Source organism: Halomonas sp. HNIBRBA4712 (genome assembly GCF_043558675.1).
Lineage (GTDB): Bacteria > Pseudomonadota > Gammaproteobacteria > Pseudomonadales > Halomonadaceae > Vreelandella.
Genome location: NZ_JBIFXR010000008.1, coordinates 70,737 through 96,769 on the forward strand (window position 1 = coordinate 70,737; position 26,033 = coordinate 96,769).

General features: G+C 65.4%; 31 protein-coding genes. 13 read left to right on the plus strand and 18 right to left on the minus strand.

The window, feature by feature from the left end; translation table 11 throughout:
* The first annotated feature begins 78 nt into the window (after positions 1-78).
* The 5 genes from dapC to ACGK9R_RS14790 all read left to right on the plus strand — a co-directional run bounded on the left by dapC (position 79) and on the right by ACGK9R_RS14790 (position 4,346).
* A complete protein-coding gene (dapC, locus tag ACGK9R_RS14770; protein ID WP_394582594.1) occupies positions 79-1,275 on the plus strand; it encodes a succinyldiaminopimelate transaminase in 1,197 nt (398 codons plus the stop codon).
* Positions 1,276-1,362: 87 nt separating this feature from the next.
* Entirely contained in the window at positions 1,363-1,710 is a 348-nt protein-coding gene (locus ACGK9R_RS14775) for a Spx/MgsR family RNA polymerase-binding regulatory protein (RefSeq protein ID WP_394582596.1), read from the plus strand.
* A gap of 65 nt (positions 1,711-1,775) precedes the next feature.
* Positions 1,776-2,801: a 2,3,4,5-tetrahydropyridine-2,6-dicarboxylate N-succinyltransferase gene (gene dapD / locus ACGK9R_RS14780; RefSeq protein ID WP_394582598.1), complete on the plus strand. Its 1,026-nt coding sequence runs from the start codon at positions 1,776-1,778 to the stop codon at positions 2,799-2,801.
* A complete protein-coding gene (gene dapE / locus ACGK9R_RS14785; protein ID WP_394582600.1) occupies positions 2,788-3,960 on the plus strand; it encodes a succinyl-diaminopimelate desuccinylase in 1,173 nt (390 codons plus the stop codon). The genes dapD and dapE overlap by 14 nt, the downstream gene beginning before the upstream one ends.
* The gene (locus tag ACGK9R_RS14790; RefSeq protein WP_394582602.1) at positions 3,957-4,346 is read left to right on the plus strand and encodes a hypothetical protein; all 390 of its coding nucleotides are present in this window, start codon (positions 3,957-3,959) and stop codon (positions 4,344-4,346) included. Before dapE ends, ACGK9R_RS14790 begins: the two co-directional genes overlap by 4 nt.
* Before the next feature lie 76 nt (positions 4,347-4,422).
* On the opposite strand, the gene ACGK9R_RS14795 is transcribed toward ACGK9R_RS14790, so the two are convergent.
* Positions 4,423-4,956, minus strand: coding sequence for a cold-shock protein (locus ACGK9R_RS14795; protein WP_394582604.1), 534 nt, complete (start codon positions 4,954-4,956; stop codon positions 4,423-4,425).
* A gap of 165 nt (positions 4,957-5,121) precedes the next feature.
* Here ACGK9R_RS14795 and ACGK9R_RS14800 point away from each other — a divergent pair, with 165 nt between their 5' ends.
* Positions 5,122-5,370, plus strand: coding sequence for a SlyX family protein (locus tag ACGK9R_RS14800; RefSeq protein WP_394582606.1), 249 nt, complete (start codon positions 5,122-5,124; stop codon positions 5,368-5,370).
* A gap of 27 nt (positions 5,371-5,397) precedes the next feature.
* Here ACGK9R_RS14800 and ald read toward each other — a convergent pair whose 3' ends face one another.
* The 7 genes from ald to radC all read right to left on the minus strand — a co-directional run bounded on the left by ald (position 5,398) and on the right by radC (position 10,722).
* Positions 5,398-6,510 (minus strand): alanine dehydrogenase, encoded by a 1,113-nt coding sequence (ald, locus tag ACGK9R_RS14805; RefSeq protein WP_394582608.1) that lies wholly within the window; start codon positions 6,508-6,510, stop codon positions 5,398-5,400.
* Positions 6,511-6,713: 203 nt separating this feature from the next.
* Entirely contained in the window at positions 6,714-7,157 is a 444-nt protein-coding gene (locus ACGK9R_RS14810) for an acyl-CoA thioesterase (protein ID WP_394582610.1), read from the minus strand.
* Positions 7,158-7,173: 16 nt separating this feature from the next.
* Positions 7,174-8,364, minus strand: a complete 1,191-nt coding sequence (locus ACGK9R_RS14815) for a class I SAM-dependent rRNA methyltransferase (RefSeq protein ID WP_394582612.1) — start codon at positions 8,362-8,364, stop codon at positions 7,174-7,176.
* Positions 8,365-8,402: 38 nt separating this feature from the next.
* Positions 8,403-9,230 (minus strand): bifunctional DNA-formamidopyrimidine glycosylase/DNA-(apurinic or apyrimidinic site) lyase, encoded by an 828-nt coding sequence (gene mutM / locus ACGK9R_RS14820; RefSeq protein WP_394582615.1) that lies wholly within the window; start codon positions 9,228-9,230, stop codon positions 8,403-8,405.
* 155 nt (positions 9,231-9,385) lie between these two features.
* A complete protein-coding gene (rpmG, locus tag ACGK9R_RS14825; RefSeq protein WP_394582617.1) occupies positions 9,386-9,541 on the minus strand; it encodes a 50S ribosomal protein L33 in 156 nt (51 codons plus the stop codon).
* Positions 9,542-9,588: 47 nt separating this feature from the next.
* Positions 9,589-9,825 (minus strand): 50S ribosomal protein L28, encoded by a 237-nt coding sequence (gene rpmB, locus ACGK9R_RS14830; RefSeq protein ID WP_394582619.1) that lies wholly within the window; start codon positions 9,823-9,825, stop codon positions 9,589-9,591.
* Positions 9,826-10,047: 222 nt separating this feature from the next.
* Positions 10,048-10,722, minus strand: coding sequence for a DNA repair protein RadC (radC, locus tag ACGK9R_RS14835; protein ID WP_394582620.1), 675 nt, complete (start codon positions 10,720-10,722; stop codon positions 10,048-10,050).
* Positions 10,723-10,906: 184 nt separating this feature from the next.
* On the opposite strand from radC, the gene coaBC reads away from it, so the two are divergent.
* From coaBC to slmA, 5 genes are read left to right on the plus strand one after another with little or no spacing between them, the layout of a single operon-like run.
* On the plus strand, positions 10,907-12,181 hold the full coding sequence (coaBC, locus tag ACGK9R_RS14840; RefSeq protein WP_394582622.1) for a bifunctional phosphopantothenoylcysteine decarboxylase/phosphopantothenate--cysteine ligase CoaBC: 1,275 nt from the start codon (positions 10,907-10,909) through the stop codon (positions 12,179-12,181).
* Positions 12,178-12,633: a dUTP diphosphatase gene (gene dut / locus ACGK9R_RS14845; RefSeq protein ID WP_394582624.1), complete on the plus strand. Its 456-nt coding sequence runs from the start codon at positions 12,178-12,180 to the stop codon at positions 12,631-12,633. The genes coaBC and dut overlap by 4 nt, the downstream gene beginning before the upstream one ends.
* A 43-nt stretch (positions 12,634-12,676) precedes the next feature.
* On the plus strand, positions 12,677-14,092 hold the full coding sequence (locus tag ACGK9R_RS14850; RefSeq protein WP_394582626.1) for a phosphomannomutase/phosphoglucomutase: 1,416 nt from the start codon (positions 12,677-12,679) through the stop codon (positions 14,090-14,092).
* Between the two features lie 44 nt (positions 14,093-14,136).
* Positions 14,137-15,036: an acetylglutamate kinase gene (argB, locus tag ACGK9R_RS14855; protein WP_394582628.1), complete on the plus strand. Its 900-nt coding sequence runs from the start codon at positions 14,137-14,139 to the stop codon at positions 15,034-15,036.
* Between the two features lie 14 nt (positions 15,037-15,050).
* The gene (gene slmA, locus ACGK9R_RS14860) at positions 15,051-15,659 is read left to right on the plus strand and encodes a nucleoid occlusion factor SlmA (RefSeq protein ID WP_394582630.1); all 609 of its coding nucleotides are present in this window, start codon (positions 15,051-15,053) and stop codon (positions 15,657-15,659) included.
* A 74-nt stretch (positions 15,660-15,733) separates the two neighbouring features.
* On the opposite strand, the gene rpoH is transcribed toward slmA, so the two are convergent.
* The 4 genes from rpoH to ftsY all read right to left on the minus strand — a co-directional run bounded on the left by rpoH (position 15,734) and on the right by ftsY (position 19,968).
* Positions 15,734-16,600: an RNA polymerase sigma factor RpoH gene (gene rpoH, locus ACGK9R_RS14865; protein ID WP_394582633.1), complete on the minus strand. Its 867-nt coding sequence runs from the start codon at positions 16,598-16,600 to the stop codon at positions 15,734-15,736.
* A gap of 181 nt (positions 16,601-16,781) precedes the next feature.
* Positions 16,782-17,837 (minus strand): permease-like cell division protein FtsX, encoded by a 1,056-nt coding sequence (gene ftsX, locus ACGK9R_RS14870; protein ID WP_394582635.1) that lies wholly within the window; start codon positions 17,835-17,837, stop codon positions 16,782-16,784.
* Positions 17,834-18,502: a cell division ATP-binding protein FtsE gene (ftsE, locus tag ACGK9R_RS14875; protein ID WP_394582637.1), complete on the minus strand. Its 669-nt coding sequence runs from the start codon at positions 18,500-18,502 to the stop codon at positions 17,834-17,836. The genes ftsX and ftsE overlap by 4 nt, the downstream gene beginning before the upstream one ends.
* Positions 18,499-19,968: a signal recognition particle-docking protein FtsY gene (ftsY, locus tag ACGK9R_RS14880; RefSeq protein WP_394582640.1), complete on the minus strand. Its 1,470-nt coding sequence runs from the start codon at positions 19,966-19,968 to the stop codon at positions 18,499-18,501. Before ftsY ends, ftsE begins: the two co-directional genes overlap by 4 nt.
* Positions 19,969-20,057: 89 nt before the next feature.
* On the opposite strand from ftsY, the gene rsmD reads away from it, so the two are divergent.
* On the plus strand, positions 20,058-20,669 hold the full coding sequence (rsmD, locus tag ACGK9R_RS14885; RefSeq protein ID WP_394582642.1) for a 16S rRNA (guanine(966)-N(2))-methyltransferase RsmD: 612 nt from the start codon (positions 20,058-20,060) through the stop codon (positions 20,667-20,669).
* Between the two features lie 71 nt (positions 20,670-20,740).
* On the plus strand, positions 20,741-20,932 hold the full coding sequence (gene zapB / locus ACGK9R_RS14890; protein ID WP_394582644.1) for a cell division protein ZapB: 192 nt from the start codon (positions 20,741-20,743) through the stop codon (positions 20,930-20,932).
* 11 nt (positions 20,933-20,943) lie between these two features.
* On the opposite strand, the gene rimI is transcribed toward zapB, so the two are convergent.
* From rimI to lysS, 6 genes are all read right to left on the minus strand, one after another.
* Positions 20,944-21,384, minus strand: coding sequence for a ribosomal protein S18-alanine N-acetyltransferase (gene rimI, locus ACGK9R_RS14895; protein ID WP_394582646.1), 441 nt, complete (start codon positions 21,382-21,384; stop codon positions 20,944-20,946).
* A complete protein-coding gene (locus tag ACGK9R_RS14900; protein WP_394582648.1) occupies positions 21,381-22,178 on the minus strand; it encodes a hypothetical protein in 798 nt (265 codons plus the stop codon). Before ACGK9R_RS14900 ends, rimI begins: the two co-directional genes overlap by 4 nt.
* Entirely contained in the window at positions 22,175-22,495 is a 321-nt protein-coding gene (locus tag ACGK9R_RS14905; protein WP_394582650.1) for a BolA family protein, read from the minus strand. The genes ACGK9R_RS14900 and ACGK9R_RS14905 overlap by 4 nt, the downstream gene beginning before the upstream one ends.
* Before the next feature lie 41 nt (positions 22,496-22,536).
* Entirely contained in the window at positions 22,537-23,937 is a 1,401-nt protein-coding gene (locus tag ACGK9R_RS14910; RefSeq protein ID WP_394582652.1) for an MFS transporter, read from the minus strand.
* Between the two features lie 79 nt (positions 23,938-24,016).
* On the minus strand, positions 24,017-24,403 hold the full coding sequence (locus ACGK9R_RS14915) for a hypothetical protein (protein WP_394582654.1): 387 nt from the start codon (positions 24,401-24,403) through the stop codon (positions 24,017-24,019).
* An 88-nt stretch (positions 24,404-24,491) separates the two neighbouring features.
* The gene (gene lysS, locus ACGK9R_RS14920; protein WP_394582657.1) at positions 24,492-26,003 is read right to left on the minus strand and encodes a lysine--tRNA ligase; all 1,512 of its coding nucleotides are present in this window, start codon (positions 26,001-26,003) and stop codon (positions 24,492-24,494) included.
* Positions 26,004-26,033 lie beyond the last annotated feature (30 nt).

The window sequence follows — 26,033 nt, forward strand, 5'->3', positions numbered from 1 at the left end:
GTCACCGGGCATGCTTATAATCAGGGCCTTTTTTCACCCAGCACCGCGCGCCGCGGCCCGCCCATCAACGGACACGCCATGAACCCTGATCTCGATGCCCTGCACCCCTATCCGTTCGAAAAGCTGGCCGCGCTCAAGCAGGGGCTGAGCGCCCCGCCGGGGCTCTCCCACGTGGCGCTGACCATCGGCGAGCCGCAGCACGCGCCCTACCCCGCAGCGCTCACGGCGCTGGCGCAGAGTCTCGACGAGATGGCGCGCTACCCGGCGACCAACGGCTTGGCGGCGCTTCGCGAGCAGATCAGCGCCTGGGCCACTTCGCGCTTCGGGCTTGCCGGGCTCGACCCGGAGCGCGAAGTGGTGCCGGTCAACGGCACCCGCGAGGCGATCTTCGCCTTCGTACAGGCCGCCCTCGACCGCACCCGGCCGGCAAAGGTGGCGGTGCCCAACCCGTTCTACCAGATTTATGAAGGCGCCACGCTTCTGGCCGGCGGCACGCCGCTGTATCTGGACTGCACCGCCGAGAACGGCTTTCGCCCGGATTTCTCCGCGGTCAGCGAGAAGACCTGGCAGGACGTGCAGATCGTGTTTCTCTGCTCGCCGGGCAACCCGACCGGCGCGGTCACCTCGATCGACGAGTTCAAGGCGCTGATCAAGCTTGCCGACGAGCACGATTTCATCATCGCCTCGGACGAGTGCTACTCGGAGCTCTACCTCGATGAAACCGCGCCGCCGCCGGGGCTTCTGCAGGCCTGCACCGAGCTTGGCCGTAACGACTTCCGCCGCTGCGTGGTGTTTCACTCGCTCTCCAAGCGCTCGAACCTGCCGGGGCTGCGCTCGGGCTTCGTCGCTGGCGACGAAGCGCTTCTCACGCCCTTCAAGCGCTACCGCACCTACCACGGCTCGGCCATGTCGCTGCCGGTGCAGCGCGCCTCGATCGCGGCCTGGCAGGACGAGGCGCACGTGCGCGCCAACCGCGACGCCTACCGCGAGAAATTCCAGGCGGTGACCGAGGTACTCGCCCCGGTGATGGATTTTCCCACGCCGGAGGCGAGTTTCTATCTCTGGCCCGCGGTGCCCGGCGGCGACGACATCGCCTTCAGCCAGCGCCTTTTTTGCGAGGAGCACGTAAGCGTACTGCCGGGCAGCCTGATGGGGCGCGAGAACGCCCAGGGCCACAACCCGGGCGCAGGGCGGCTGCGTCTGGCGCTGGTGGCCGAGCTCGAACCGACGCTGGAAGCGGCCCGGCGCATCCGTCGGCTGATCGAGCGCGGATGACACCCGCGACCGCCCGGTTTTGGCTACGCTAGTGAGACGAGGCGTTAACGCCCGTCAAGGCTCACAACAGAACGCTCAGGAGGCTTCATGCTGACGCTTTACATGATCGACAACTGCGATACCTGCCGCAAGGCGCGAAAGGCGCTGGATGAGAAAGGTTTGGCCTTCAAGACCCACGACCTGCGCAAGGATGGCCTGTCGGCGAGCCTGCTCGAACATATCCTCGAGCAGGTGCCGCTTCTGAAGGCGATCAACAAGCGCAGCAAGACCTGGCGCGAGCTCTCCGATGACGAAAAGGAGAACCTCGACGCGACCTCCGGGCGCGAGCTGATCCTCAAACACCCCACGCTTTTGAAGCGCCCGCTGCTGGAGCTCGATAGCCATCAAATCCTGGTCGGCTACCAGGACGGTGACTACGACAACATCAGCCAGTAAGCGGCGCCTCGCTTTTGATCAAGACCCACTGATTCGATTTAGACCCATTGAAAGGAAAACGCTTTATGCTGAGCTTCGCGCTTGGAATCGGCACGCAAAATACGCAAGGCGACTGGCTGGAAATCTACTATCCGGCGCCGCTTTACCAACCCGCCGAGAGTCTGGTGGCCGCCGCCAAAAAGGCGCTGGACGCCCCTGAAGGCACGCAAGCGATCAGCTTTCTTCCCGAACAGTGCCAGGCGCTGGCAAGTGCGCTGGGTGAGGCGGGCCACGCCGAGCAGGCCGAGCTTGCCGAGTCGCTTGCCGAGAGCAAGCGTCCGCTGGTCGCCATGTTCATCGACACCGACGCCGCTCCGCAAAGCGCCCCGGAGGTGTACCTCAAGCTGCACCTGCTCTCCCACCGGCTGGTCAAGCCCCATGGGCTGGATCTCACCGGCATGTTCGGGCTTCTGCGCAACATCGCCTGGACCAGCGAAGGCGCGATCGATATCGAGGAGCTTTCCGCCCGGCGCCTGAAGGCGCGCCTCGCCGGCCGCCCGCTCTCCGTGGACTGCGTCGACAAGTTCCCCAAAATGACCGACTACGTGGTGCCCGCAGGCATCCGCATCGGCGACACCGCCCGCGTGCGGCTAGGGGCGTATCTGGGTGAAGGCACCACGGTGATGCACGAAGGATTCGTCAACTTCAACGCCGGCACCGAAGGCCCGGGCATGATCGAAGGACGCATCTCGGCGGGCGTGTTCGTCGGCAAGGGCTCGGATCTTGGCGGCGGCTGCTCGACCATGGGCACGCTCTCCGGTGGTGGCAACATCGTCATCAAGGTGGGCGAAGGCTGCCTGATCGGCGCCAACGCCGGTATCGGCATTCCGCTCGGCGACCGCTGCACCGTGGAAGCCGGGCTCTACATCACCGCCGGCACCAAGGTCACGCTGCTCGACGACGCCAGAAATGACGTTCAGACCGTCTCCGGGCGCGAGCTGGCGGGCCAAAACGATCTGCTCTTGCGGCGCAACTCGCAAACCGGTCGCGTCGAGTGCCTGACCAACAAGAGCGCCGTAGCGCTGAACGAGGCGCTGCATGCCCATAACTGAGCCCGAGGGCTTGTCGCCGACTCTGGCGCTGGCCTTCGATCTGTTGATCCGCGCCTCGGTCACGCCGGACGACGAGGGCTGCCAGCCGCTGATGATCGAGCGCCTGAAGGCGCTCGATTTTCATGTCGAGCGCCTGCGCTTTGGCGACGTGGAGAACTTCTGGGCGGTGCGCGGCCACCACGGCCCGGTGCTGGCCTTTGCCGGCCACACCGACGTGGTGCCGAGCGGCCCGCACACGAGCTGGGAGTTTCCGCCGTTTTCACCCTGCATCGACGATGACGGCATGCTCTGCGGGCGCGGCGCCTCGGACATGAAAGGCAGCCTTGCGGCGATGATCACCGCCGTCGAGCGCTTCGTCGAGCGCGTGCCAACCCACCCCGGGCGCATCGCGTTTCTGATCACTTCTGATGAAGAGGGCCCGGCGATCGACGGCACCCGCGCGGTGGTCGAGCATCTGCGCGAGCGCAACGAGCGCCTGGACTACTGCATCGTCGGCGAGCCCTCCTCCACCGCCACCCTTGGCGATACGATCAAGAACGGCCGGCGCGGCTCGCTCGGCGGCGTGCTGCACGTCAAGGGCGTGCAGGGCCACGTCGCCTACCCGCACCTGGCGCGCAACCCGATCCACCAGGCGCTGCCGGCGCTCGAGGCGCTTACGCGCGAACACTGGGATGCGGGCAACGACTTCTTCCCGGCGACCAGCTTTCAGATCTCCAACTTTCGCGCCGGCACCGGGGCCACCAACGTGATTCCCGGCGAGATCGAGGTGGTGTTCAATTTCCGCTACTCCACCGAGGTGACCCGCGAAGAGCTAGAGTCGCGCACCGAGGCGATCCTCGACGCCCACGGGCTCGACTTTCACATCGAGTGGACGCTCAACGGCGAGCCGTTTCTCACCGCCGAAGGCGCGCTGGTGGACGCAGTGACCCGCAGCGTCGAGCGCGTCACCGGGCAGCGCCCGGCGCTTTCGACCAGCGGCGGCACCTCGGACGGGCGCTTCATTGCCACCCTCGGCGCCCAGGTGGTGGAGCTCGGTCCGCTCAACGACACCATCCACAAGGTCAACGAGCGCGTGTGTGCCGCGGATCTCGATACACTCAGCCGGATCTACGAGTCCACGCTCGAAACGCTGTTGAGCGAGCCCGAGGAGACCCCATGAGCGAGCGCTTTCCGGACATCGAAGTGTATCTGGCGCGGGTGGAGCTCGACGCGATCAACGCCTGGCTCGAAAAGGCGATCGACGCGCCGGCGCTGACGCCGGCGGGCAAGCAGAAGTGGAAAAGCAGCGGGCGACGCGACGGCGCCGAGGTGCCGGTGCTGCTGGTAGAGAAGGCCGCCGACGGCTTTGCGAGTCTCTGGTTCGACAGCGCCCACACCCCCTGGCCGAGCGACCAGGCCTGCGCCCGCGCAGCGGCGGCGGCGCTTGGGGTAGAAGTGCGCTGCTCCCTTGGCGGCTGGAGCCCGGGCGACGACCCGGACGCGTTCTATCAGGTACGCCCGGACGGCGAGGAAACCCGTATCGCCTGGCCGGACTCCGGGCGCTGACGCGGTTATCGTTGCCCCCAAAACGCCGCTGGCCCCGCGATTGTGGGGCCAGCGACAGGGTGATACTCGGCAATGATCAGGACTCGATAATGCTCACATCGTCGGCCTGTAAACCGCGGTCGTTCTGAATCACGTGATAGCGCACGATCTGCCCTTCGGCGAGCATGCGCGGGCCGCGCCCGCGAATGGCGCGAAAGTGCACGAACACGTCCTCACCGTTGTCACGGGTGATGAAGCCGTAGCCTTTATTGGTATTGAACCACTTGACCTCCCCCTCTTCGCGCCCATCGTTGGGGTCGATCACATCCTCAGGCTCCTCCTCGACCGGCTCCGCCGGGCGTGAGGCGCTTCGAACACGTACCGTTTCGGCACTGACGACCACAGGGGGCGCGAACGCCGCCGCGGCCAGGGTGCCAACCAGCAAGACAAGGAAACTCCCCAGCGCCACGGCGATGTACACACCGGTGGTACCAATGATGGCCAACTCCGAGAGCCACTGCTCGGCGAGCGGCGCATCGGTCAGATGAACGAGACCGGCCAGCAGCAGTGGCGTGGGAGCGGCGAGCAATACACTGATCAATAAACAGCGAACAACAACTTTTGGGTTCATGGATGAAAAAAGCTCTCTTTTTTGTAGGGTAACAAACAGGGAAAATACGCGATACGATGACAACCACCCCGCTTCTTGCACTAAATGCCGCAACAGTGGCGTTTTGATGACGCTGGAAACAGGCTAATCGTACCGAGCATACACTACCGAAGGTTTGATCTTATCATGACAAGGGAACTATCGCCCGCCGAGTTCGAGCGCCGCCTCGAAGCACTCGAGAGCAAGCTCGCCTACCAGGAACACTGGCTCGACACCCTCGATCAAACCGTAGCGATTCAGGCCCGCCAGCTGGAGAAACTCGAGCGAATCAGCGCGCTTATGCGCGACCGGCTGCGCGAGCAGCACAGCGACCACACCGCCCAGACAAACGAAAGGGCACACCGTTTTGAAGACGACGTGCCCCCGCACTACTGAGCCATCAACGGCTCGCCTGCGCGCCTTTTAAAAAAGCGACTCACCCGCCACGTACTCGAAACCGAACGCCTCGGCCACCGCGCGGTAGGTAATCTTGCCGGCGTGGACGTTGAGCCCCGGCGCGAAGTGGGCATCATCCTTGAGCGCCTTGCGCCAGCCCTTGTCGGCCAGCGCCAGCACGAAGGGGAGCGTGGCGTTGGTCAATCCCAGGGTCGAGGTGCGCGCCACGGCACCGGGCATGTTCGCCACGCAGTAGTGAACGATCCCGTCGACGATGTAGGTGGGCTCGGCGTGGGTCGTGGGCCGGCTCGTTTCGAAACAGCCACCCTGGTCGATGGCGACATCCACCAGCACGCTGCCCGGCTTCATGTGCGAAAGCATCGCGCGGGTGATGAGCTTTGGCGCCGCGGCACCGGGAATCAGCACCGCGCCGATGATCATGTCCGAGGTCTTCGCCGCCTCCTCCAGCGCATCCGCCGTGGAGTAGACGGTCTTCAGCCGCCCCTGGTAGCGGTCATCGAGCACCTCCAGGCGCGCCACCGAGCGGTCCAGAATGGTCACGTCGGCGCCGAGGCCCAGCGCCATGCGCGCAGCGTTTTCGCCCACCACGCCGCCGCCGATCACCGTGACCTTGCCCGGTGCCACGCCGGGCACGCCGGGTAGCAGCACGCCGGCGCCGCCCTGGGCTTTTTCCAGGCTGTGGGCGCCGGCCTGTACCGCCATGCGCCCGGCTACGGTGCTCATCGGCGCCAGTAGCGGAAGCCCGCCCCTGGCGTCGACGATGGTTTCATAGGCGATGCAGGTCGCGCCACTCTCGACTAGCCCCTGGGTGAGGGTTTTCTCCGCCGCCAGATGCAGGTAGGTGAACAGCGTATGCTCGGGGGTCAGCCGCGCGACCTCATCGGGCTGGGGCTCCTTGACCTTCAGAATCAGCTCGGCGCCTTGCCAGAGCGCGTCGACATCGGCCTCGATACGCGCGCCCGCCGCTTCAAATTCGGCGTCATCGAAGCCGGCGCCTTCACCGGCACCAGCCTGCACGCTGACCGTATGGCCGCGCTCGACGAGCTCTCGCGCGCCGGTGGGCGTCAGGGCAACGCGGTATTCGTGATTCTTGATTTCCCGGGGAACGGCGATCTGCATGGTGGACCTCACAGCGTATTGTCATTGGCGTGTCGTCCTCCATTACAGCACAGTCGAAACCCGCTGCCATCGGCACCGCCGAAAACGAGAAAAACGCCTTCAACGGCGTTTATCAACAGAAAATCCCCACTTCAACCGCGCGTTAACAGAAAAATCCACTCCAATCACTCACCGCTCACCATTCACCATTCACCTCTCATTACTCACCCCTCACCACCCTCAACCACCGCATCGCCATAAATGCGCCGATACTTCTCGGGCAGGCGTTTGGGCCGCCCGCTGGAGAGCGCGGTGCAGACGAACACGGTGCGCGCCGCCAGGAGCGTCTTACCGTCGCGTTCACGCTGGAGCTGGAACCGCCGGGTCAAGCGCATGCGCCCGTCGCACTCGACGATCCAGGTGGCGAGCGTGAGCTCATCGCCTGCATAAGCCGGCGCCAGATAATCGAGCTCGTGGCGGTGCACCACCATCGCCCGGTCGAGTTCGCGGTAGCGGGCGAGATCGAGCCCCAGCGCTTCGGAGTGGGCCCAACTGATACGCTCGACCCAGCGCAGGTACTCGCCGTTGTTGACGTGGCCATAGGCGTCGATCGCCTCCGTCTCTACGGTAAAGCTCAGCACGTAAGGCTCAGGTAGCGCCCACTCCATAACCGCTCCTTCGTTTTTAATCGCGGTAAACGCGCACGCCCAGCGCCTTGAGGTAGGCGGTTTCGGGAATCGCCGGGTGCACCGGGTGATCCGGCCCCTGGTGCCCCTGGAAGATCACCTGGCCGTGGCGGTCCTGGTGGCGCACCGCGCCGCGCACCACGTCGACCAGCCGGTCGTGCGCCAGGTGCATCGAGCAGGACGCCGACAACAGCAGCCCGTCGCGGCCGAGAAGGCGCATCGCCTCGCGGTTGAGCCGCGCGTAGGCGCGCTCGCCGTTGGGAATGTCCTTGCGCTTTTTGATGAACGCCGGCGGGTCGAGAATCACCACGTCGAACTGCTCGCCGTCGGCCTTGAGCGAGGCCAGCGCATCAAACGCGTCGCCTTCGCCGATCGCCACCTGCTCGTGAACGCCGTTGAGCTCGGCGTTGCGCGCCACCTGCTCGAGCGCCTTGCCTGATGCATCGATACAGAGCACCTCGGAAGCGCCGCTGGCTGCCGCCTGAACGCCCCAGCCGCCCACGTAGCTGAATACGTCCAGCACCCGCTTGCCCGCCACCTGGCCGTTGAGCCAGGCGCGGTTGACGCGGTGATCGAAAAACCAGCCGGTCTTCTGACCGTCGAGTACCGGCACCACGAAGCGCGCGCCGTTCTCCTCGATCAGCACCTCATCGGGAAGCGTCCCCTTGACCACCTCGACCTGGGCCTCCAGGCCCTCCTGACGGCGCCCGCCGGTGTCGTTACGGAACACGATCACCTCGGGCTTGACGACCTTCTCGAGCGCATCGACGATCTCGTCGGCCAGCGCCTGCATGCCTGCGGTATTGAGCTGCACCACCAGCACGTCGCCGAAGCGGTCGATGATCAGCCCGGGCAGCAGATCGCCTTCACCGTGAATCAGCCGGTAGAAGGGCTTGTCGAACATCCGCTGGCGCAGCGCCAGCGCCTGGTTGAAGCGGTGAACGAACAGCGAGCGGTCCAGGCGCATCTGCGGGTCGCGCGACAGGATGCGCGCGCAGATCAGCGAGTGCGGATTGACGTAGGCCACGCCGATCGCCTTGCCGTTGGAAGCCTCGATCAGCGCGGCGTCACCGGCGGCGAACTCCTTGAGCGGCGTCTCCTTGATATCCACTTCGTTGGAGTAGATCCACAGATGCCCCGCCTTCAAGCGGCGGTCGGCATTCTTGTTCAAGCGCAGGCGTTGGGTCACAGGTCTCTCCAGAAACAGGGTAAAGCGTAAGGGGTATGTTAACGCTGACAGCCGGGGCAGAAAACGCTCGCCCGCTGGCCCAGTACGATGCGCGAAAGCGTCGTCCCACAGCGTGGGCAGGCCTGGCCCTGGCGCCCGTAGACGTTGAGCCGCTGGGCGAAGTAGCCAGGCTCGCCCTGACCGCTGACGAAATCGCGAAGCGTGGTGCCGCCCTGAGTGATGGCGGCGGCCAGCACCTCCTTGACCGCCCCGGCCAGACGCTCATAGCGCGCTTTCGAGATGCGCCCGGCGCTTCGGCGCGGGTCGATGCCGGCGATGAACAGCGCCTCGGCGGCGTAAATATTGCCCGCCCCGACCACCACGCGGTTGTCCATCAAGAAGGGCTTGACCGCCGTGCGCTTGCCCCGCGAGAGCCGGTAGAGCCAATCGCCGTCGAAGTCATCTTCAAGAGGCTCCGGGCCCAGGTGAGCAAGGCGTGGGTCTTCAGCGGCGTCGCCGCGCTGCCAGTCGACGAAGCCGAAGCGGCGCGGATCATGATAGCGAAGCACGAAGCCCTGGCCGGTCACCAGATCCACGTGATCGTGCTTTTTGGGCAGATCGCCGACGCGGGCGATGCGCAGGCTGCCGGACATGCCCAAATGCCACAACAGTGTGGCATCAAAAGGCGCACCCGTTAGCGCCAGGCGCAGGTACTTGGCCCGGCGCGCCACACTCAATACCCGCGCGCCCACCAGGCGCTGCTCGAAATCCTCCGGTACCGGCACACGCAGGCGGCGATTGCGCACGCGCACCTCGACGATCTCCTGGCCCTCGACGTAGGGCGCAATCCCTCGCCGGGTGGTTTCGACTTCGGGCAACTCGGGCATGGCGGCCCCCTTTCAAGGCTCGAATCAAAAGCATAACCGCCGGGTATGACGCCGGCGTGTCGAACGCGGGAAGCGGGCATGCAAAAACCCGGCTTTTAGGGCCGGGTTTTCAACAGGCGCTCGCCTGCGGTGAAAGCCGATCAGGGTAATCGAAATTACTTGATCTTCGCTTCCTTGTAGATGACGTGCTTGCGGATGACCGGGTCGAATTTCTTGAATTCGAACTTGTCCGGGGTGTTCCGCTTGTTCTTGTCGGTGGTGTAGAAGTGGCCGGTACCGGCGCTGGACACCAGACGAATTTTATCGCGCATGGTTCAATCTCCCAAAATGCATCGCTAATGAATAGCTGAAAACGAGCTTAGATGGCGTCGCCACGCTTGCGGATATCCGCCAGCACGGTTTCGATGCCTTTCTTGTCGATGATGCGCATGCCCTTGGAAGAGATACGCAGCTTCACGAAACGGTTCTCGGACTCGACCCAGAAACGATGCGTGTGCAGGTTCGGCAAGAAACGACGACGCGTCTTACGCTGGGAGTGTGAAACGTTGTTACCTGTTACCGGACGCTTGCCGGTAACCTGACATACTTTGGACATGAGAGCCTCCAACCGCTTGGCCAGGGTATAAGCCTGAGTGTTCAAAACTGTCGGGCAAACCGGAAGGGAGGGAGTCGACGCCTGAGAGGCTGGCTTTACCCGAATCCGTTATTCAACCCAAGTTTAAAGGTGGCACTTTATACCAGAGCAGCCACTCGGCGGCAAGCAAAAGCGTGCCGCTGGGGTCAAAAAGGCCCCTGAGCGGTCAAGCGTCCGGCGTTTTTACAGCCAGCCGCGCTCGGCAAAAGAGATCACATCGGCATCCCCCACCACGAAGTGGTCGAGCACGCGAACATCGAACAACCCCAGCGCCTGACTCAGACGCTCGGTGATGCGCCGGTCAGCGTCGCTTGGTTCGGCAACGCCCGAGGGATGGTTGTGCGCCAGAATCACCGCGCCCGCGTTGAGCTCCAGGGCGCGTTTGGCGACATCGCGAGGATACACCGATGCGCTGTCAAGTGTACCGCGAAACAGCGCCTCGTAGCGAATGATTCGGTGCTGGGTATCGAGAAACAGCACCGCGAACTCTTCGTGCCCGAGATGCCTTAGCTGCGAGCGCAGGTAGTGGCGCACGAGCGACGGCGAGGTCAGCGCGTTGCCGCGGGCGAGCTGAGCGGCCAGATGTCGCCTGGAGAGTTCGAGCGTGGCCTGAAGCTGGGCGAACTTCGCCTCCCCCAGCCCATGCGCCTGGCAAAAGGCGCTCTGGTCCGACTCCAGAAGCGGCCTCAAGCCGCCAAAGCGGGTGAGCAGATCGCGGGCCAGATCCACCGCCGAGCGCCCCTTCACCCCGACGCGTAGAAAGATCGCCAGAAGCTCGGCATCCGAGAGCGTCTGGGCGCCCAGGGTCAAAAGTTTCTCCCGGGGGCGCTCACCCTCCGGCCAGTGGTTGATGCCCATACCCCTCCCCTTGCGCGTTGTTATCATTGGCGCGCCCGCAGCCCCTGCCCACCCCGCCAGCGCTCACTATACCTAGCCTAGAAGGCAACGGCCGAACCTGCCAAAACCGCCGCCCAAATGGTATGGTGAACGCCCTGAAAGCGGCGCGGCGGCGCCTTGCCCGGTTCTCACTCAGGAGCGTTCCATGGCTTCGCACCTCAATTCGCCCGCATCGACTCTTGCGGGAAAGCGCATCCTGCTCGGCGTCAGCGCCGGCATCGCCGCCTATAAAAGCGCCCAGATCACTCGGCTGATCAAACAGGCCGGCGGCGACGTGCGCGTGGTGATGACCGACGGCGCCCAGGCGTTCATCACCCCTCTCACGCTTCAGGCGCTTAGCGGCGAGGCGGTACGCACCTCGCTGCTGGACCCGGAAGCCGAGGCCGGTATGGGCCATATCGAACTCGCCCGCTGGGCGGATGCGCTCTTGATTGCCCCGGCCACGGCGGACCTGATCGCCCGGCTCGTTCACGGCTTGGCCGACGACCTGCTCACCACGCTGAGCCTTGCCTGCGAGGCGCCCAGGCTCATAGCCCCGGCGATGAACCAGGCGATGTGGCGCCACCCGGCGAGCCAGCGTAACGCGCGAAAGCTCGTCGAGGACGGTTGGCAGGTAATAGGCCCCGCCGCCGGCGAGCAGGCCTGCGGCGACGTGGGCCCGGGGCGCATGAGCGAGCCCGAGGAGATCGTTCAGGCGCTGACAGACAAGCTCGCCCCGCCGCTCGCCATGACGAATGACGAGCGGCCCCACGCGGTGATCACCGCAGGCCCCACCCGGGAACCCCTCGACCCTGTGCGCTACTTGACCAACAAGAGTTCCGGCAAGATGGGCTATGCGCTGGCCACCGCCGCCGTCGAGGCGGGCTTTCGGGTGACGCTGATCAGCGGCCCGGTGAGTCTGGCAACGCCTTCAGGCGTCACGCGTATCGACGTCGAAAGCGCGCTCGACATGCAGCGCGAGGCGCTTCGTTTGGCCCCCCACGCGGCGCTGTTCATCGGCTGCGCGGCGGTGGCGGATTACCGCGCCGAGCACCCCGCCGAGCACAAGATCAAGAAAACCGGCGATAGCGACACCCTGACGCTGACGCTAGTCAAGAACCCGGACATCATTGCCGAGGTCGCCGCGCTCAAGGCGCCCGCGCGCCCCTTCGTAGTCGGCTTCGCCGCCGAGACCCGCGAGCTCGAGCGCTACGCCGCCGACAAGCTGGCGCGCAAGAACCTCGACATGATCGTTGCCAACGACGTTTCCCGGGAGGGCCTGGGCTTTGGCAGCGACGACAACGCGGCGCTGCTGGTCTGGCAAACGCCCCAGGGCATCGAGTGCCAGAGCGCCCCGGCCCAGTCCAAGCGTATGCTGGCCCGCGCGATCATCGATCAAGCGCTTTCACTGACCAACTTCAACGCGGAACCCTTTTCATGAGCCACGCCCCTCTTCAATGCATGGTGCTCGACGAGCGCATGCGCGATTACCTGCCCACCTACGGCTCCGAAGGCTCGGCGGGGATGGATCTGCGCGCACTGCTCGACGCCCCGCTCACCCTCGCCCCCGGCGAGTGCGAGCTCGTGGGCACCGGCCTTGCGCTGCATATCGGTGACCCGGGACTTGCCGGCATGATCCTGCCGCGCTCCGGGCTTGGCCACAAACACGGCATCGTGCTGGGCAACCTGGTCGGCCTGATCGACTCGGACTACCAGGGCGAGCTCAAGATCTCGGTATGGAACCGGGGCCAGACGAGCTTCACCATCGAGCCCTTCGAGCGCCTCGCCCAGTACGTATTAGTACCGGTAGTGCAGGCCCGCCTCGATGTCGTCGAGCGTTTCGAGCAGAGCGCACGCGGCGCCGGCGGCTTCGGCAGCACCGGGCGCAGCTAATCCTTTTTCGCGCCCCCTTTTCGACCGACGCCAGGACACGCCCATGACGGTACCCGCCTCCATCTTTCGCGCCTACGACATCCGCGGCGTGGTCGACGACACGCTCACCGAGGCAACCACCGCGCTGATCGGCCAGGCCGTCGGCAGTGAAGCGCTCGCGCGCGGCGAGCGCGCGGTGATCGTCGCCTACGATGGCCGCCTCTCCGGGCCCGGGCTGCGTGAGGCGCTGGTCGCGGGACTCCTGCGCGCCGGGGTCGACGTCATCGACATCGGCCGGGTACCCACACCGGTACTCTACTTCGCCACCCACACGCTGGCGGCCAGCCGCTCCGGGGTGATGATTACCGGAAGCCACAACCCGCCGGAGTACAACGGCTTCAAGATCGTGCTCGGCGGCGAGACGCTATCAAACGACACCGTGACCGCGCTTTACCAGCGCATCGATCGCGGCGAGCTGGCCCGGGGTGAAGGCCACTACCGAAAAGTGGACGTGCGCGAGGCGTATCTTGAGCGCATCACACACGACATCCGCGTGGCCCGGCCGCTGCACGCGGTGGTCGACTGCGGCAACGGCGTGGCCGGCGAGCTCGGCCCCGAGCTGATCCGGCGCCTGGGCGTTCGCACCACGCCGCTTTTCGATGAAATCGACGGGCGCTTTCCGAACCACCACCCGGACCCGGGCAAGCCGGAAAATCTCACAGCGCTGATCGACGAGGTGCGCCGCCAGAACGCGGATATCGGGCTTGCCTTCGACGGCGACGGCGACCGCCTCGGCGTGGTCACCCAAAGTGGGCAAATCATCAAGCCGGACCATTTGCTGGCGCTGTTCGCCACCGACCTGCTCTCCCGCCAGCCGGGCGCCGGCGTGATCTTCGACGTCAAGTGCAGCCGCAGCCTTGCCGACACCATTACCGGTGCCGGCGGTGCGCCGGAAATGTGGCGCACCGGCCACTCGCTGATCAAAGCGCGCATGATCGAAACCGGGGCGCTGCTTGGCGGTGAAATGAGCGGGCACATTTTCTTCAAGGAGCGCTGGTACGGCTTCGACGACGGCCTCTACGCCGCCGCGCGGCTTCTGGAGATTCTGGGCGGCCAACGCGAGAGTGCCGAGGCGCTGTTCGCGCGTTTCCCCCAGGAAATCAGTACCCCGGAAATCAATATTGCGGTGGCGGATGAAGAAAAATTCGAGCTGGTCAGAGCGCTTGCCAGCGATGGCGACTTCGGCGAAGGTATCAAGACCATGATCGACGGCATTCGCGTGGACTACGTCGATGGTTTCGGGCTCTGCCGGGCCTCGAACACCACGCCGGCGCTGGTGCTTCGCTTCGAAGGGGCGAGCGAAGCGGCGCTCTCGACCATCCGGGCGCGCTTTGCAAGGGCCCTGGCCCGCACCGCGCCCGAGCTCGACATCACCGCGATTGCTACGCCGACCTACAAGAGCGCGCCCAACGCGCCCTAACGGCCACCGCGCCGCAAAAAAAAGACAAGCCAAGGGATAGAGCAATGAATCCAGAAAGCCGCGACCCCAGGGTCGTCGTGGAGGTGCTGTCAGAGGCGCTTCCCTATATCCAGCAGTTCTCCGGCAAGACCGTGGTGGTCAAGTACGGCGGCAACGCCATGACCGAGGACACCCTGATCGACTCCTTCGCCCGCGACATCGTGCTGATGAAGGAGGTCGGCATCAACCCGGTGGTGGTCCACGGCGGCGGCCCGCAGATCGGAAGTCTTCTGGAGAAGCTCAACATCGAATCGCGCTTCGTCAATGGCATGCGCGTCACCGACGCCCAGACCATGGACGTGGTCGAGATGGTGCTGGGCGGTCTGGTCAACAAGAGCATCGTCAACCTGATCAACCAGTGCGGCGGCAAGGCGATCGGCCTGACCGGCAAGGATGGCGCCCAGATTCGCGCCCGCCAGCTCAAGGTCGAGCACAAGAGCCCGGAAATGACCGCCCCCGAGATCATCGATATCGGCCACGTTGGTGAGGTGGAGTCGATCTCAACCGATTTGATCGAGATGCTCACCAACCGCGACTTCATCCCGGTGATCGCGCCGATCGGCGTCGACGCCGAGGGCCACAGCTACAACATCAATGCCGACCTGGTCGCCGGCAAGCTCGCCGAGGCGCTCTGCGCCGAGAAGCTGATGCTTTTGACCAACGTGGCGGGGCTGATGAACAGCGAAGGCGAGGTCCTCACCGGACTGACGACCGCTCAGGTCGACGAGCTGATCGAAGACGGCACCATCTACGGCGGCATGCTGCCAAAGATCCGCTGCGCGCTGGAAGCGGTCAAGGGCGGCGTCGTCAGCGCCCAGATCGTCGATGGGCGCGTCCCTCACGCTATCCTGCTCGAAATCTTCACCCGGGCGGGCGTGGGCACCCTGATCAGCGACGCCGGTTAAGGCAGGGGGTTCCCATGAGCGACGAACAAAAACCTCGCCGCCGCGACCAGATCCTGCAGGCGCTGGCGATCATGCTCGAGGAGGACAGCGGCAAGCGCATCACCACCGCCGCGCTTGCCCGCCAGGTCGGCGTCTCGGAGGCGGCGCTTTACCGCCACTTTCCCAGCAAAGCGCGCATGTTCGAAGGCCTGATCGACTACATCGAAGAGAGCATCTTTGCGCGCATCACGCGCATTCTCGAGGACATTCCCGACGCCGAGCGGCGCTGCGCGACGATCCTCTCGCTGCTTTTGGGCTTTGCGGAGAAAAACCCGGGGCTTGCCCGGGTTCTTGGCGGTGACGTGCTCACCGGCGAGACGGCCAGGCTCAGACAGCGCGTGCACCAGCTCTTCGAACGTCTGGAGACTCAGCTCAAGCAGATCCTGCGTGAGGCAGAAATCCGCGAAGGGCGGCGCACGACCATCACCGCCTCGGCGGCGGCGAATTTGCTCATCGCCCAGGCCGAGGGACGCATTTCGCAGTACGTGCGCAGCGACTTCAAGCGCATCCCGACCGAGTACTGGGACGATCAGTGGACGCTGATCGCCTCCGGACTATTGAAAGAGAGCGCCCTGCCCGCCTGACAGCTCTATTCAAACGTGCAGGCATGAAAAAACCCCGGTGAATGCCGGGGTTTTTCACTTTTCATCGCTTGCAATCAGGCGGCGAGGGTATCGCCCATTTTCGCACGAAGCTTCTTCATCGCGTTCTTTTCGAGCTGGCGAATACGCTCGGCGCTGACGCCGTAAACGTCGGCCAGATCGTGCAGCGTCGACTTGTCGTCGGTCAGCCAGCGGCGCTGAAGGATGTCGCGGGAGCGTTCGTCGAGTTCTCTGAGCGCGCCCTGCAGCCGCCGCGTGGAGTCCTCTTCGAAATCGCTGTCCTCGAGCTGGGTCGCCGGGTCCAGGGTGGCATCGTCGAGAAACTGCGCCGGCGCCTGGTAGGGGCTGTCCTCGTCGTCACTCGGCGAGGCGTCGAAGCCGGCATCGAAGGCCGACAGCCGCCCTTCCATGTCGCGTACGATTTCCGGTTTGACATCGAGGTCTTTTGCGATGGCGTTGACTTCGTCGTTGTTCAACCAGGCCAAGCGTTTTTTCGCGCTGCGCAGGTTGAAAAAGAGCTTACGCTGCGCCTTGGTGGTCGCGATCTTGACGATGCGCCAGTTGCGCAGCACGAACTCGTGAATCTCGGCCTTGATCCAGTGCACGGCGAAGGAAACCAGCCGCACGCCCTGGTTGGGGTCGAAGCGCTTGACCGCCTTCATCAAGCCTACGTTGCCTTCCTGGATCAGGTCGGCCTGGGGCAGCCCGTAGCCCGAGTAGCTGCGCGCAATGTGAACGACGAAGCGCAGGTGCGACATGACCAGCCGCCGCGCCGCTTCGAGATCGCCTTCATCGTACAGGCGATGCGCCAACGCCTGCTCCTCTTCGACAGTGAGGACAGAAATGCCGTTGACCGCTTGAATGTAACCGCCCAGGTCGTTGCCTGGAGAAAGCTGTCCCACCGGTAGAAGACTAGTGCCCATGCAGATGGTCTCCTTGTCACCAATGCTGGTCGACCTGCTATCGTCATCACCATGATCCAGCGCCTGCGGTTCACGATCGACATAGCGAGTCAGGGTAATTACTCGGACCACAACTAAAGTATAAGGTTCAGGCTGCCCGAATCCGCTTGGGGGTCGGCAGCCACCCGCGCCTGGAACCGGCTCAGCGCGGGCGAATGCTGGAGAGGTGGCGCGATACCGCAAGCCACGCTCCCAGCCAGCCCAGTAGTGTACTGCAGGATAGCAAAATTGTAGAGCCTGTCATATCGAGCTGCGGAAGCGCAAAGCTCGCCCCGTAGCTTTGCGCCAGCGCCGCCACCGGCAGCGACAGCCAGTGATTGCCGACCACCAGCAGCAAAAGTGCGATCAGGCCACCGCCTACGCCGTACCAGGCCCCGCTATAGAGAAACGGGCGGCGCACGAAGGCGTGGGTCGCACCGATCAGCATGACCACTTCGATTTCGCGGCGCCGGCTCTCCACCGAGAGCCGAATAGTGTTGCCCACCACCAGCAGCACGCCAAAGCCGAACAGCACCCCAAGCGCCAGCGCCACGCGCCGACCAAGATTCGCCAGGTGGCGAAGCCGCTCGACCCAGGCCAGGTCCAGGCGCACTTCATCCACCCCGGCAAGCGTCTCGAGCTGCCCGGCGAGCGCCTGCATCGCGTCGGGCTCAACGCTTTGCGGGTTGATCACGATACTCGCCGGCAGCGGGTTCTCGTCGAGCCCCATCAGCGTCTCCTCGAGCCCCAGCGAGCGCTGAAACTCCGCCATGCCTTCCTCGGCGCTGATCAGCCGGGTCTGGCCGACGCCGGTCTCGGCGCTCACCGCCTCTTCGATGCGCGCGGCCTGGGCCTGATCCACCTGGGTGTCGAGATACACGGTAAGCGTAGCGCTTTCATCGAGCTCGGCGTCGAGCAGCCGGGCGCTGTCGAGGGTCAGCCAGAGGGCGGCGGGCAGCACCAGGGCGATCGCGATGGCGAGCATGGTGAGAAGATTACCCAGCGGGTGACGCACCAGCCGGTAAAGGCTGTCGCCGAGCATGGCACGGTGGTGGCGCCCCCAGGCGCGCGCTCGACTGCCAAATCCGGGGCCTGTGGGCTTGGGCTTCGGCGCGCGCGGCTCGGGCGGCGGGGTGGCTTTGACTTTGGCGTCGCCGCGCCGGCTCACCGCACCGCTGCGGCGGGTGGCGGCGCCGGGCGGCGGTGTCGGGCGCTTCATACCGCCCCCTCATCGCCGATCAGGCGGCCGTCGCGCAGGCGCAGAATGCGGTGGCGCAGGCGGGCGATCAGCGCCAGGTCGTGGCTTGCGATCATCACCGTGGTTCCGATGCGGTTGAAGTCCTCGAACAGCCCCATGATGTCGGCGGACAGATGCGGGTCGAGATTACCGGTGGGCTCATCGGCGAGCAGCAAAGCGGGCTTATTGACCACCGCGCGGGCGATGCCGACGCGCTGCTGCTCGCCGCCGGAGAGCTCGATCGGCAGCGCCTTCTCGCGGTGCAGAAGTCCCACCTTGTCGAGTGCGGCGCGCACCCGGCGGGCGGATTCCCGCGGCTCGAGCCCCTGGATCTCCAGCGGCAGCGCCACGTTTTTAAACACGCTGCGATCGAACAAAAGCTGGTGGTCCTGAAACACCACGCCGATCTGGCGGCGGTAGAACGGCACCTGGCTTGCGTGCAGCCTGGCGATATCGTGCCCGGCGACCACCACCCGCCCGCGGCTGGGTTTTTCAAGGCGCATGATCAGGCGCAAAAGCGAGCTCTTGCCCGCCCCGGAGTGGCCGGTGAGAAACACCATTTCGCCCTGCCTGATACGGAAATTGAGGTGCGCCAGCGCCTCGAAGCGCCCGCCGTAGCGCTTGCCCACGTGCTCAAAAGCGATCATGCCTCGGCGGCGCTCTCTTGCGGGTCGAACAGCGCGCTAACGAAGTCGTCGGCGTTGAAAGGCCGCAGGTCGTCCAGACCCTCGCCCACGCCGATAAAACGAATCGGTGTTTCGAGCTGCTTGGCCAACGCGAAGATCACCCCGCCCTTGGCGGTGCCGTCGAGCTTGGTGAGCGTGATGCCGCTGACCGGCACCGCCTCGTTGAAGGTGCTCGCCTGGGAGATGGCATTCTGGCCAGTGCCGGCGTCGAGCACCAGCATCACCTCGTGAGGAGCGCTTTCGTCGATTTTCTGCATCACGCGGTGGACCTTCTTGAGCTCCTCCATCAGGTGGCTCTTGTTGTGAAGGCGCCCGGCGGTATCGGCGATCAGCACGTCGACCCCGCGGGATTTGGCCGCGGACACCGCATCATAAATTACCGAGGCGCTGTCGGCGCCGGTGTGCTGGGCGATCACCGGCACGCGGTTACGCTCGCCCCACACCTTGAGCTGCTCGACCGCGGCGGCGCGGAAGGTGTCGCCGGCGGCGAGCATGACGCTTTTACCCTCCCGCTGAAAGCGCTGGGTCAGCTTGCCGATGGTGGTGGTCTTGCCCACGCCGTTGACGCCGACCACCAGAATGACGAAGGGGCCGGCGCCCTCCCGGTTCAAATCGAGCGGCCTGGCCACCGGCGCGAGCATCCGCGAAAGCTCCTCCTGAAGGCCCTTGTAGAGCGCCTGGGGGTCGTTGAGCTCCTTGCGAGACACCCGCGTCTGCAAGCGCTCGATAATCTCGGTGGTCGCCTCGATGCCGACGTCCGCCATCAAAAGCTGGGTCTCGAGATCCTCGAGGAGCTCGTCGTCGATCTGCTTTTTGCCCAGAAAGAGATCCGCCAGGCCGTCGGTCAGGTTGGCCCGGGTCTTGCCAAGGCCTGACTTGATACGGGCGAAAAAGCCCTTCTTCTCCTGGGTGGCCGCCACCGGCTTATCCTGAGGGGAAGGGCTCGGGGCGCTCTGCCCCGGCTCGACTTCTGGCGCCTGGGGCTCGGGGGCGACCTCGGGCGTCTCGGGCTTTGGGTCGATCTCCGGGGGGCGGCGCGCCGGCTCGACCTCGGGTTCGGCCTCGGGCCGATGCGGCTCGGGCTCGATCTCCGGCGTTTCGGGCGTCGGTTCGACCTCGGGTTTCTCGGGCTCCGGCGCTGTCTCGGGCTTCTCGGGTTCCGGTTCGATTTCCGGCGTCTCGGGCTCCGGCTCGACTTCGGGCTTTTCAGGCTCGGGGTCGATCTCGGGTTTTTCCGGGCCCGGCTCGCCGTCGGGCTCGCTGGGGCGCGGCGATGGGGCGGGCTGTTCCTCTGCCGAGGGCTTTTCGACAGCGGGGTCGGGCGCGGCGCTCTCATCGCTCGATGCGCCTGGCTGCGACTCGTCCCGCTTCAGGTCGTCCTGCTGCTGCGAATCCTGCTTTTTCTTGCGTTTCAAGAAACCGAACATGGGGGCATCCAACTCAAAGGGGGAATATTGTGACCATCCTACCATCGCCGACCGGGACTTTGGACAAGTAGCCCGCTACAATCAGCCCCATGAAACGACAACGCCCTTCCCGTAAAACCGCCGTGTCGGGTGGTGCCTCCAGGGCCGCCGGCAAGCTACGTATTATCGGCGGTGACTACCGCCGCCGCCAGCTTCCCGTGCTCGATCACCCGGGCCTGCGCCCCACTCCGGATCGGGTACGCGAAACGCTGTTCAACTGGCTAGGCCCATCGCTTCTGGGTAAGCGCGCGCTCGATCTGTTCGCAGGCTCCGGGGCGCTGGGGATCGAGGCGCTTTCGCGCGGCGCGCTGGAGGCCACCTTCGTCGAGCTGACCCCGCGCGTGGCGGCGCTGATCGAGCAGAACCTGGCCACCCTCGGCGCCGACAACGCCCGCGTCGTGACCCGAGACGCCAACGCCTTTCTGGCGGGCACGCCGAGTGCGTTCGATCTGGTCTTTCTCGACCCGCCGTTCAAAAAGGGTCTCGCCGCGCCGTGTTGTGAAGCGCTCGAGCGTGGCTGGCTCGCGCCAGAGGCGTTCATCTATCTGGAAACCGAGCGCGAACTGGACGCCCGTGTGCCCGCCCACTGGCAGCTTTACCGTGAAACCAGCGCCGGTGAAACCAGCGCGCGGCTTTACCGGCGAAGCGTGCTTGCCCAATAGCCGGCGCGGCGTTACGCTCAACGCGTTATTTACCGGGGGCAGGCGTTTCTGCCCCGCTTTTGGAGGTCGGCATGAGCCTTGAACTATTCAATCAGCTGGAACAGAAAGTCACCGATACCGTCGAGGCGCTGGAGCTTATGAAGCTCGAAAACGAAGAGCTTCGCCGCGAAAATGCCGAATACAAGCAGGAGCGTGAGGAGTGGGAGCGCCGCCTGCAGGGCGTGCTTTCGAAGTTCGAGGCCAGCGCCACCGAAAGCGCCTGAGCCAAGCGCTTTCAAAGCGCGCGGGACATCAACAGCGCATCCTCTCGCCCGGCCGCACCCGCGGCCGGGTAGTAGTTCTTCCTTCGCCCATCGGTACTAAACCCGGCCGCCTGGTAGAGTTTGATCGCCTCAGCGTTGCCCGCGCGCACCTCGAGCAGCAGCCGCTCGCTTTGCCACGCTCGCGCCTCGGCAAGCGTTTTTTCCAGAAGCGCCCTGCCGATGCCCTGCCCGCGCAGGCGTGGCGCCACGCTGATCATTTGTAGCTCCGCCTCGAAAGGCAGCCTGGCCACCAGCGCATAGCCGACCAGCGCCTCTTTCCGCCATGCGCCGAGCATGACCACCGCGTCGTCGACGAGCCCGCGCTCGAGCGTGCGCGGGCTCGCCCCGCTTTGCGCCTCGGCCTCGAGAGCGGTGAGCGCTCCCAGATCAGTTGGCAAAAGCGCGCAAATCACGACCCGGTATCGCCTTCGGCGAGCTGACGTAGCGCCGGCCAGAGCGCGCGCTTGGCTGCCCCAGCGGTCAGCGACTCAAGCGCTGGCGCCTGCCAGACCGGAAGCCCGAGCGTGCGGCTCTGGCCGTTTTCGAGTTCGAGCACCCGGGCAAGGGTATCGTTTGCGTCCGACCAGAACAGCAGGCGCTCGAGCTGCCAGCCCTGGCGGCGTACGGCGCCTTCGATGAACGCCGCCACGCCTTCGCGGGCTTCGCCCAGCGGGTCGTCCGCGGTGAACGCGCCGGCCATCGGCGGCCACTTGAATACCGTGAAGGTGGGCAGGGCGGCCGGCGCTCCGATGGCGCTTAGCATGTTGGCCAACAGCCGCTGTTGGGCGGGGCCGAGCGTGCCTGGGTGCAGGCTCAGCCAGCGCCCGTCGATACAGGCGCAGGTCAGCGTGAACTCGACCGGCTCACTGCGCGGCGCGGGCTCGGTAGCGGGCGTGTGGTCGGCTTCCGGCGCCTGGGGCGCGGGCTCTGGTCGCGCGGGGGCGATATCGCCCAGCAGTGCCCGGGCGGATTTGGGCGCGCCGTGTTCGGCTGGCGCCGGGCCGGGCGCGCCCGCCGGGGGCGGTGCTGGCCTTGGGGCGGCGGGCTCGTCGAGTAGCGCGTGCAGCGCCTGGCGCGGCGCCGCCTTCTCCGGCGCTTCCCACTCGCAGGCTTCGGTAGGCCGCGCGTTGGGAAGCTGATACCGGCACGCCCAGGCGGTGATGCCCATGGCGTCCAGGTAGTGGCGTCGGCTGGCTTCCGGGGTCACGTCGCCTCGCCGCGCTGACCGCCCAGGCAGTTGGGTGAATCCGGCCGCGCCCCGCCGCGGGCCGCCCACTCGCTGGGCGTATAAAGATGCAGCGCCAGCGCGTGAACCGGCCCGCACAGCTCGTCGGCCAGCAGCGCGTAGATCTGCTGGTGGCGCTTGACCGGCATCATCGCCTCGAAGCTCTCGGACACCAGCGTCACCTTGAAGTGGGTTTCGGAATTGGCCGGCACGTTGTGCATGTGGCTTTCGTTCTCTACGCGCAGCACGTCCGGCGACAGCGCCGTTAATTTCTGCTCTATCTGTGTCTGCAACGTCATGACAGGCCTCCTTGAGATAGGGATGCGCCCATTGTACGCCCTTACCGGGGCCTCGACGATGCCCGGCGTTCAACGAGCGCGCGCCCGGCCAGGCGCACCCGCGAGAGGCTCACGCAAAGCGCCAGCAGCGTGGTAAAGGCGCTGAACCAGAGCGTGGCCTGCACCGACAGCCCCAGCGCCAGCGCAGCGCCGACCACCGCCACGCCGAAGGATTGGCCGACGGTGCGCACCGTGCTCATCACCCCGGAGACATTGGCGCTGCGCTCCGGCGGCAGGCTCGCCATCATTTCGCGGTTGTTGGGCGGCTGAAAAAGGCCGAAGCCGATCCCGCACAGCGCCGTGCGCCAGAGGCTGCCCGCCACGCCCGTGGACTCGTCCACCAGCGCCAGCGCCGAGAGCCCGACGATCAGAAAACAGAGGCCTGCGCTCGAAAGAATGCTCGGGTTGACCTTGTCCGCCAGGCGCCCGGCGAGCGGCCCTACCACCATGATGCAAAGCGGCCAGGGGGTGAAGAGCAGCGCGGTATCGAGCGGGCTCAGGCCCATCTGGTTCTGGTAGAAAAGCGACAGCGCCACGAAGGTCAGCCCCTGGCCGATGAACGCAAGCCCCGACGCCGATACGGCCAGGGTAAAGCGCATCTCTTCAAACAGGCCGAGCGGCAAAAGCGGGTGGCTCGCCCGGCGCTGGCGCCGGATGAACAGCGCCCCGCTCACCAGGCACGCCGCCGCCCAGAGCGCCCCCTGGCCGGGTGCGGCGTGGCCAAGCGCATCCATCGCCAGAAAGAAGCTTGCCAGCATCACTATCGAGTAAAGCGCCCCGCGGCGATCAAAACTGCCCGAGCGCGGCGTTTCCCGGGGCAGCGCGCGCGCGGCGAAGGCGAGCGCGCAAAGCCCCACCGGCACGTTCAGTGCAAAAAGCCAGGGCCAGTCGGCAAACGACAGCACCACGCCGCTGATCGCGGGGCCAACGGAGTAGCCGCCGGCGACCACCAGCGCGCTCATGCCCAGCGCACTGCCCAGAAGCCGCGAGGGAAAGATCACCCGGTAGAGCGAGGGCCCGATGGAGAGCGTGGCCGCCGCGCCGAGGCCCTGCAGCGCCCGAAACACCAGCAGCGTTTCGAGGCTTCGCGACAGCGCCGCGCCAACGGAGGCGATAACGAAGATCAGAAGCCCGAACACGTAGAGCCGACGCCGGGTAATCAGCTCGCTGAGCGCGGCGCACACCAGCAAAAAGGCCGCGCACACCACCTGAAAGATGTTGGTGATCCACACCGAGCGCGACGCCGACGCGCCCAGGTCCTGGGCGATCACCGGTAGCGCCAGATTGATCATGGTGGTGTCCATCACCGCCATGGTGGTGCCGGTCATCAGCGCGGCGAGTGCCAGCGCACGCTCGCGGCCGGGCAGGCCGTCGTCGCCGGGGCGGTCTTCGAACAGTCGCATGCAGTGGGTTTCCTTGAGGCCGCCTCAACGACAAAACCGGCCGAAGCCGGTTTCACAAGAGCAGCAAATGACGGCCTGGTCAGTCCGGGTCGTTGTCGAGCAGCAGCGCGTCGTCGACATCAGAAATTTCCAGCGCCGTTTCGTCGTCGAGATCGATCGCCAGATAGCTGTGCTCGACGTGAAGAAACTCCTGGAACAGCGACCAGTCCAGCGGCTCGGGCCACTGGCGCTCGTCCTCTTCCCAAGCGCGCAGCTCGGTTTCGAGAATCTCCACGCAGCGCTCGCGCACAAAGGTTTCGAGCGCCTCGGGCGTGTCCATCTCGGGAATCAGGTAAATGGTACTTTCACGTTCGACGTCGGCAAGCGTCAGATCGTCGTCGCCCAGGGTGGGTTCCAGCGCGTTGATCCAGTCCACGAAGGGCTGGGTCGGCCTGACGCTCAAAGCGGAGCGGTTCAGCAGTTTCATGGGATTCTCCTCGCCGTCGAAACGTTGACCATTATGGGCGCTAAGTCGCGCCCTTACCAACTATTACGCCGTTTTTCCCCGCTGGCGATCACTCCACTTCCGGGCGCATGGCCGGGAACAGCAGCACGTCGCGAATCGAGGGGCTGTCGGTGAACAGCATCACCAGCCGGTCGATGCCGATGCCCTCGCCCGCCGTGGGCGGCATGCCGTACTCGAGCGCGCGCACGTAGTCGGCGTCGTAGTACATCGCCTCGAGATCGCCCGCGTCCTTTTCCGCGGCCTGCTCGCGAAAGCGCTCGGCCTGATCCTCGGCGTCGTTGAGCTCCGAGAAGCCGTTGGCGATTTCACGTCCGCCAACGAAGAACTCGAAGCGGTCGGTGACGAAGGGGTCGGCGTCGTGGCGCCTTGCCAGCGGGCTGACCTCCGCCGGGTAGTGGGTAATAAAGGTGGGCTGGTCGAGCCGGTGCTCGGCAACCTCTTCGAAAATCTCGGTCTGGACCTTGCCAAGCCCCCAGCCCGGCTTCACCTTCACGCCGACGCGCTCGGCCACTTTTACGGCGCTTTCGAGCGTCTCGAGCTCAGCGGCCTCGATGCTCTCACCGTACTCGAGAATCGAGTCCTTGAGCGAGAGGCGACGAAACGGCGCGCCGAAATCGTACTCGTTGCCCTGATAGCTCACCGTGGTAGTGCCGAGCACCTTGTGGGCCACCGCGCGCAGCATCGCCTCGGTCATGTCCATCAGGTCATTGTAATCGGCGTAGGCCCAGTAGAACTCGACCATGGTGAACTCGGGGTTGTGCCGGGTCGAGAGGCCTTCGTTACGGAAGTTGCGGTTGATCTCGAAGACCTTCTCGAAGCCGCCCACCACCAGCCGCTTCAAATAGAGCTCCGGGGCGATGCGCAGGTACATGTCCATGCCTAGCGCGTTGTGGTGGGTAATGAACGGGCGCGCCGTGGCCCCGCCGGGGATCGGCTGAAGCATGGGGGTCTCCACCTCCATGAAGCCCTTCTCCTCGAAGAAGCGGCGCATGGCGCTGATCACCGCGGCGCGGGTCTCAAACGCCCGGCGCGACTCCGGGTTCATGATCAGGTCGACGTAGCGCTGGCGGTAGCGCGCCTCCTGGTCGGTCAGGCCATGGAACTTGTCCGGAAGCGGGCGCAGGCTCTTGGTCAGAAGCGTCGCCTCGATCATCATCACGTAGAGATCGCCCTTACCGGACTTGTGCACCGGGCCCCGGGCGGCGACGATATCGCCGATATCCCAGCTCTTGATGTCCTCGAGCACCTCGGCGGGCAGGCCCTTTTTATCCACGTAGAGCTGGATCTGGCCGGCCACGTCCTGGATGACGATGAAGGGGCCGCGCTTGCGCATGATGCGCCCGGCCACCGCCGCCTGGTGGTCCAGCGCCTCGAGCTCCGCCTTGTCTTTCTCGCCGAACTGCGCTTGCAGCTCGACGGTCAGGCTATCCCGGCGAAAGTCGTTGGGAAAGGCGCTCTTGCCGGCGGCGGCGGCGCTTTCGCGGCGCGCGGCGAGCTTGCCCCGGCGCTCCATGATCAGATGATTTTCGTTTTCCGCAGAAGACGCGTCCTGGTTGGCCATCAGACACCCTTGAATGATCGAACCCAAAAG

What these genes read in the sequence shown, in the direction of transcription:
- ACGK9R_RS14810 (WP_394582610.1), bottom strand. Translation starts at nt 7,157, where the DNA reads ATGGAGTGGGCGCTACCTGAGCCTTACGTGCTGAGCTTTACCGTAGAG.
- dapC (WP_394582594.1), top strand. Translation starts at nt 79, where the DNA reads ATGAACCCTGATCTCGATGCCCTGCACCCCTATCCGTTCGAAAAGCTG.
- lysS (WP_394582657.1), bottom strand. Translation starts at nt 26,003, where the DNA reads ATGGCCAACCAGGACGCGTCTTCTGCGGAAAACGAAAATCATCTGATC.
- ftsY (WP_394582640.1), bottom strand. Translation starts at nt 19,968, where the DNA reads ATGTTCGGTTTCTTGAAACGCAAGAAAAAGCAGGATTCGCAGCAGCAG.
- slmA (WP_394582630.1), top strand. Translation starts at nt 15,051, where the DNA reads ATGAGCGACGAACAAAAACCTCGCCGCCGCGACCAGATCCTGCAGGCG.
- argB (WP_394582628.1), top strand. Translation starts at nt 14,137, where the DNA reads ATGAATCCAGAAAGCCGCGACCCCAGGGTCGTCGTGGAGGTGCTGTCA.
- ACGK9R_RS14915 (WP_394582654.1), bottom strand. Translation starts at nt 24,403, where the DNA reads ATGAAACTGCTGAACCGCTCCGCTTTGAGCGTCAGGCCGACCCAGCCC.
- ACGK9R_RS14790 (WP_394582602.1), top strand. Translation starts at nt 3,957, where the DNA reads ATGAGCGAGCGCTTTCCGGACATCGAAGTGTATCTGGCGCGGGTGGAG.
- ACGK9R_RS14775 (WP_394582596.1), top strand. Translation starts at nt 1,363, where the DNA reads ATGCTGACGCTTTACATGATCGACAACTGCGATACCTGCCGCAAGGCG.
- ACGK9R_RS14905 (WP_394582650.1), bottom strand. Translation starts at nt 22,495, where the DNA reads ATGACGTTGCAGACACAGATAGAGCAGAAATTAACGGCGCTGTCGCCG.
- ACGK9R_RS14850 (WP_394582626.1), top strand. Translation starts at nt 12,677, where the DNA reads ATGACGGTACCCGCCTCCATCTTTCGCGCCTACGACATCCGCGGCGTG.
- dapD (WP_394582598.1), top strand. Translation starts at nt 1,776, where the DNA reads ATGCTGAGCTTCGCGCTTGGAATCGGCACGCAAAATACGCAAGGCGAC.
- zapB (WP_394582644.1), top strand. Translation starts at nt 20,741, where the DNA reads ATGAGCCTTGAACTATTCAATCAGCTGGAACAGAAAGTCACCGATACC.
- coaBC (WP_394582622.1), top strand. Translation starts at nt 10,907, where the DNA reads ATGGCTTCGCACCTCAATTCGCCCGCATCGACTCTTGCGGGAAAGCGC.
- ACGK9R_RS14800 (WP_394582606.1), top strand. Translation starts at nt 5,122, where the DNA reads ATGACAAGGGAACTATCGCCCGCCGAGTTCGAGCGCCGCCTCGAAGCA.
- ftsE (WP_394582637.1), bottom strand. Translation starts at nt 18,502, where the DNA reads ATGATCGCTTTTGAGCACGTGGGCAAGCGCTACGGCGGGCGCTTCGAG.
- ACGK9R_RS14910 (WP_394582652.1), bottom strand. Translation starts at nt 23,937, where the DNA reads ATGCGACTGTTCGAAGACCGCCCCGGCGACGACGGCCTGCCCGGCCGC.
- rsmD (WP_394582642.1), top strand. Translation starts at nt 20,058, where the DNA reads ATGAAACGACAACGCCCTTCCCGTAAAACCGCCGTGTCGGGTGGTGCC.
- ftsX (WP_394582635.1), bottom strand. Translation starts at nt 17,837, where the DNA reads ATGAAGCGCCCGACACCGCCGCCCGGCGCCGCCACCCGCCGCAGCGGT.
- ald (WP_394582608.1), bottom strand. Translation starts at nt 6,510, where the DNA reads ATGCAGATCGCCGTTCCCCGGGAAATCAAGAATCACGAATACCGCGTT.
- mutM (WP_394582615.1), bottom strand. Translation starts at nt 9,230, where the DNA reads ATGCCCGAGTTGCCCGAAGTCGAAACCACCCGGCGAGGGATTGCGCCC.
- rpoH (WP_394582633.1), bottom strand. Translation starts at nt 16,600, where the DNA reads ATGGGCACTAGTCTTCTACCGGTGGGACAGCTTTCTCCAGGCAACGAC.
- dapE (WP_394582600.1), top strand. Translation starts at nt 2,788, where the DNA reads ATGCCCATAACTGAGCCCGAGGGCTTGTCGCCGACTCTGGCGCTGGCC.
- rpmB (WP_394582619.1), bottom strand. Translation starts at nt 9,825, where the DNA reads ATGTCCAAAGTATGTCAGGTTACCGGCAAGCGTCCGGTAACAGGTAAC.
- ACGK9R_RS14795 (WP_394582604.1), bottom strand. Translation starts at nt 4,956, where the DNA reads ATGAACCCAAAAGTTGTTGTTCGCTGTTTATTGATCAGTGTATTGCTC.
- dut (WP_394582624.1), top strand. Translation starts at nt 12,178, where the DNA reads ATGAGCCACGCCCCTCTTCAATGCATGGTGCTCGACGAGCGCATGCGC.
- radC (WP_394582620.1), bottom strand. Translation starts at nt 10,722, where the DNA reads ATGGGCATCAACCACTGGCCGGAGGGTGAGCGCCCCCGGGAGAAACTT.
- rpmG (WP_394582617.1), bottom strand. Translation starts at nt 9,541, where the DNA reads ATGCGCGATAAAATTCGTCTGGTGTCCAGCGCCGGTACCGGCCACTTC.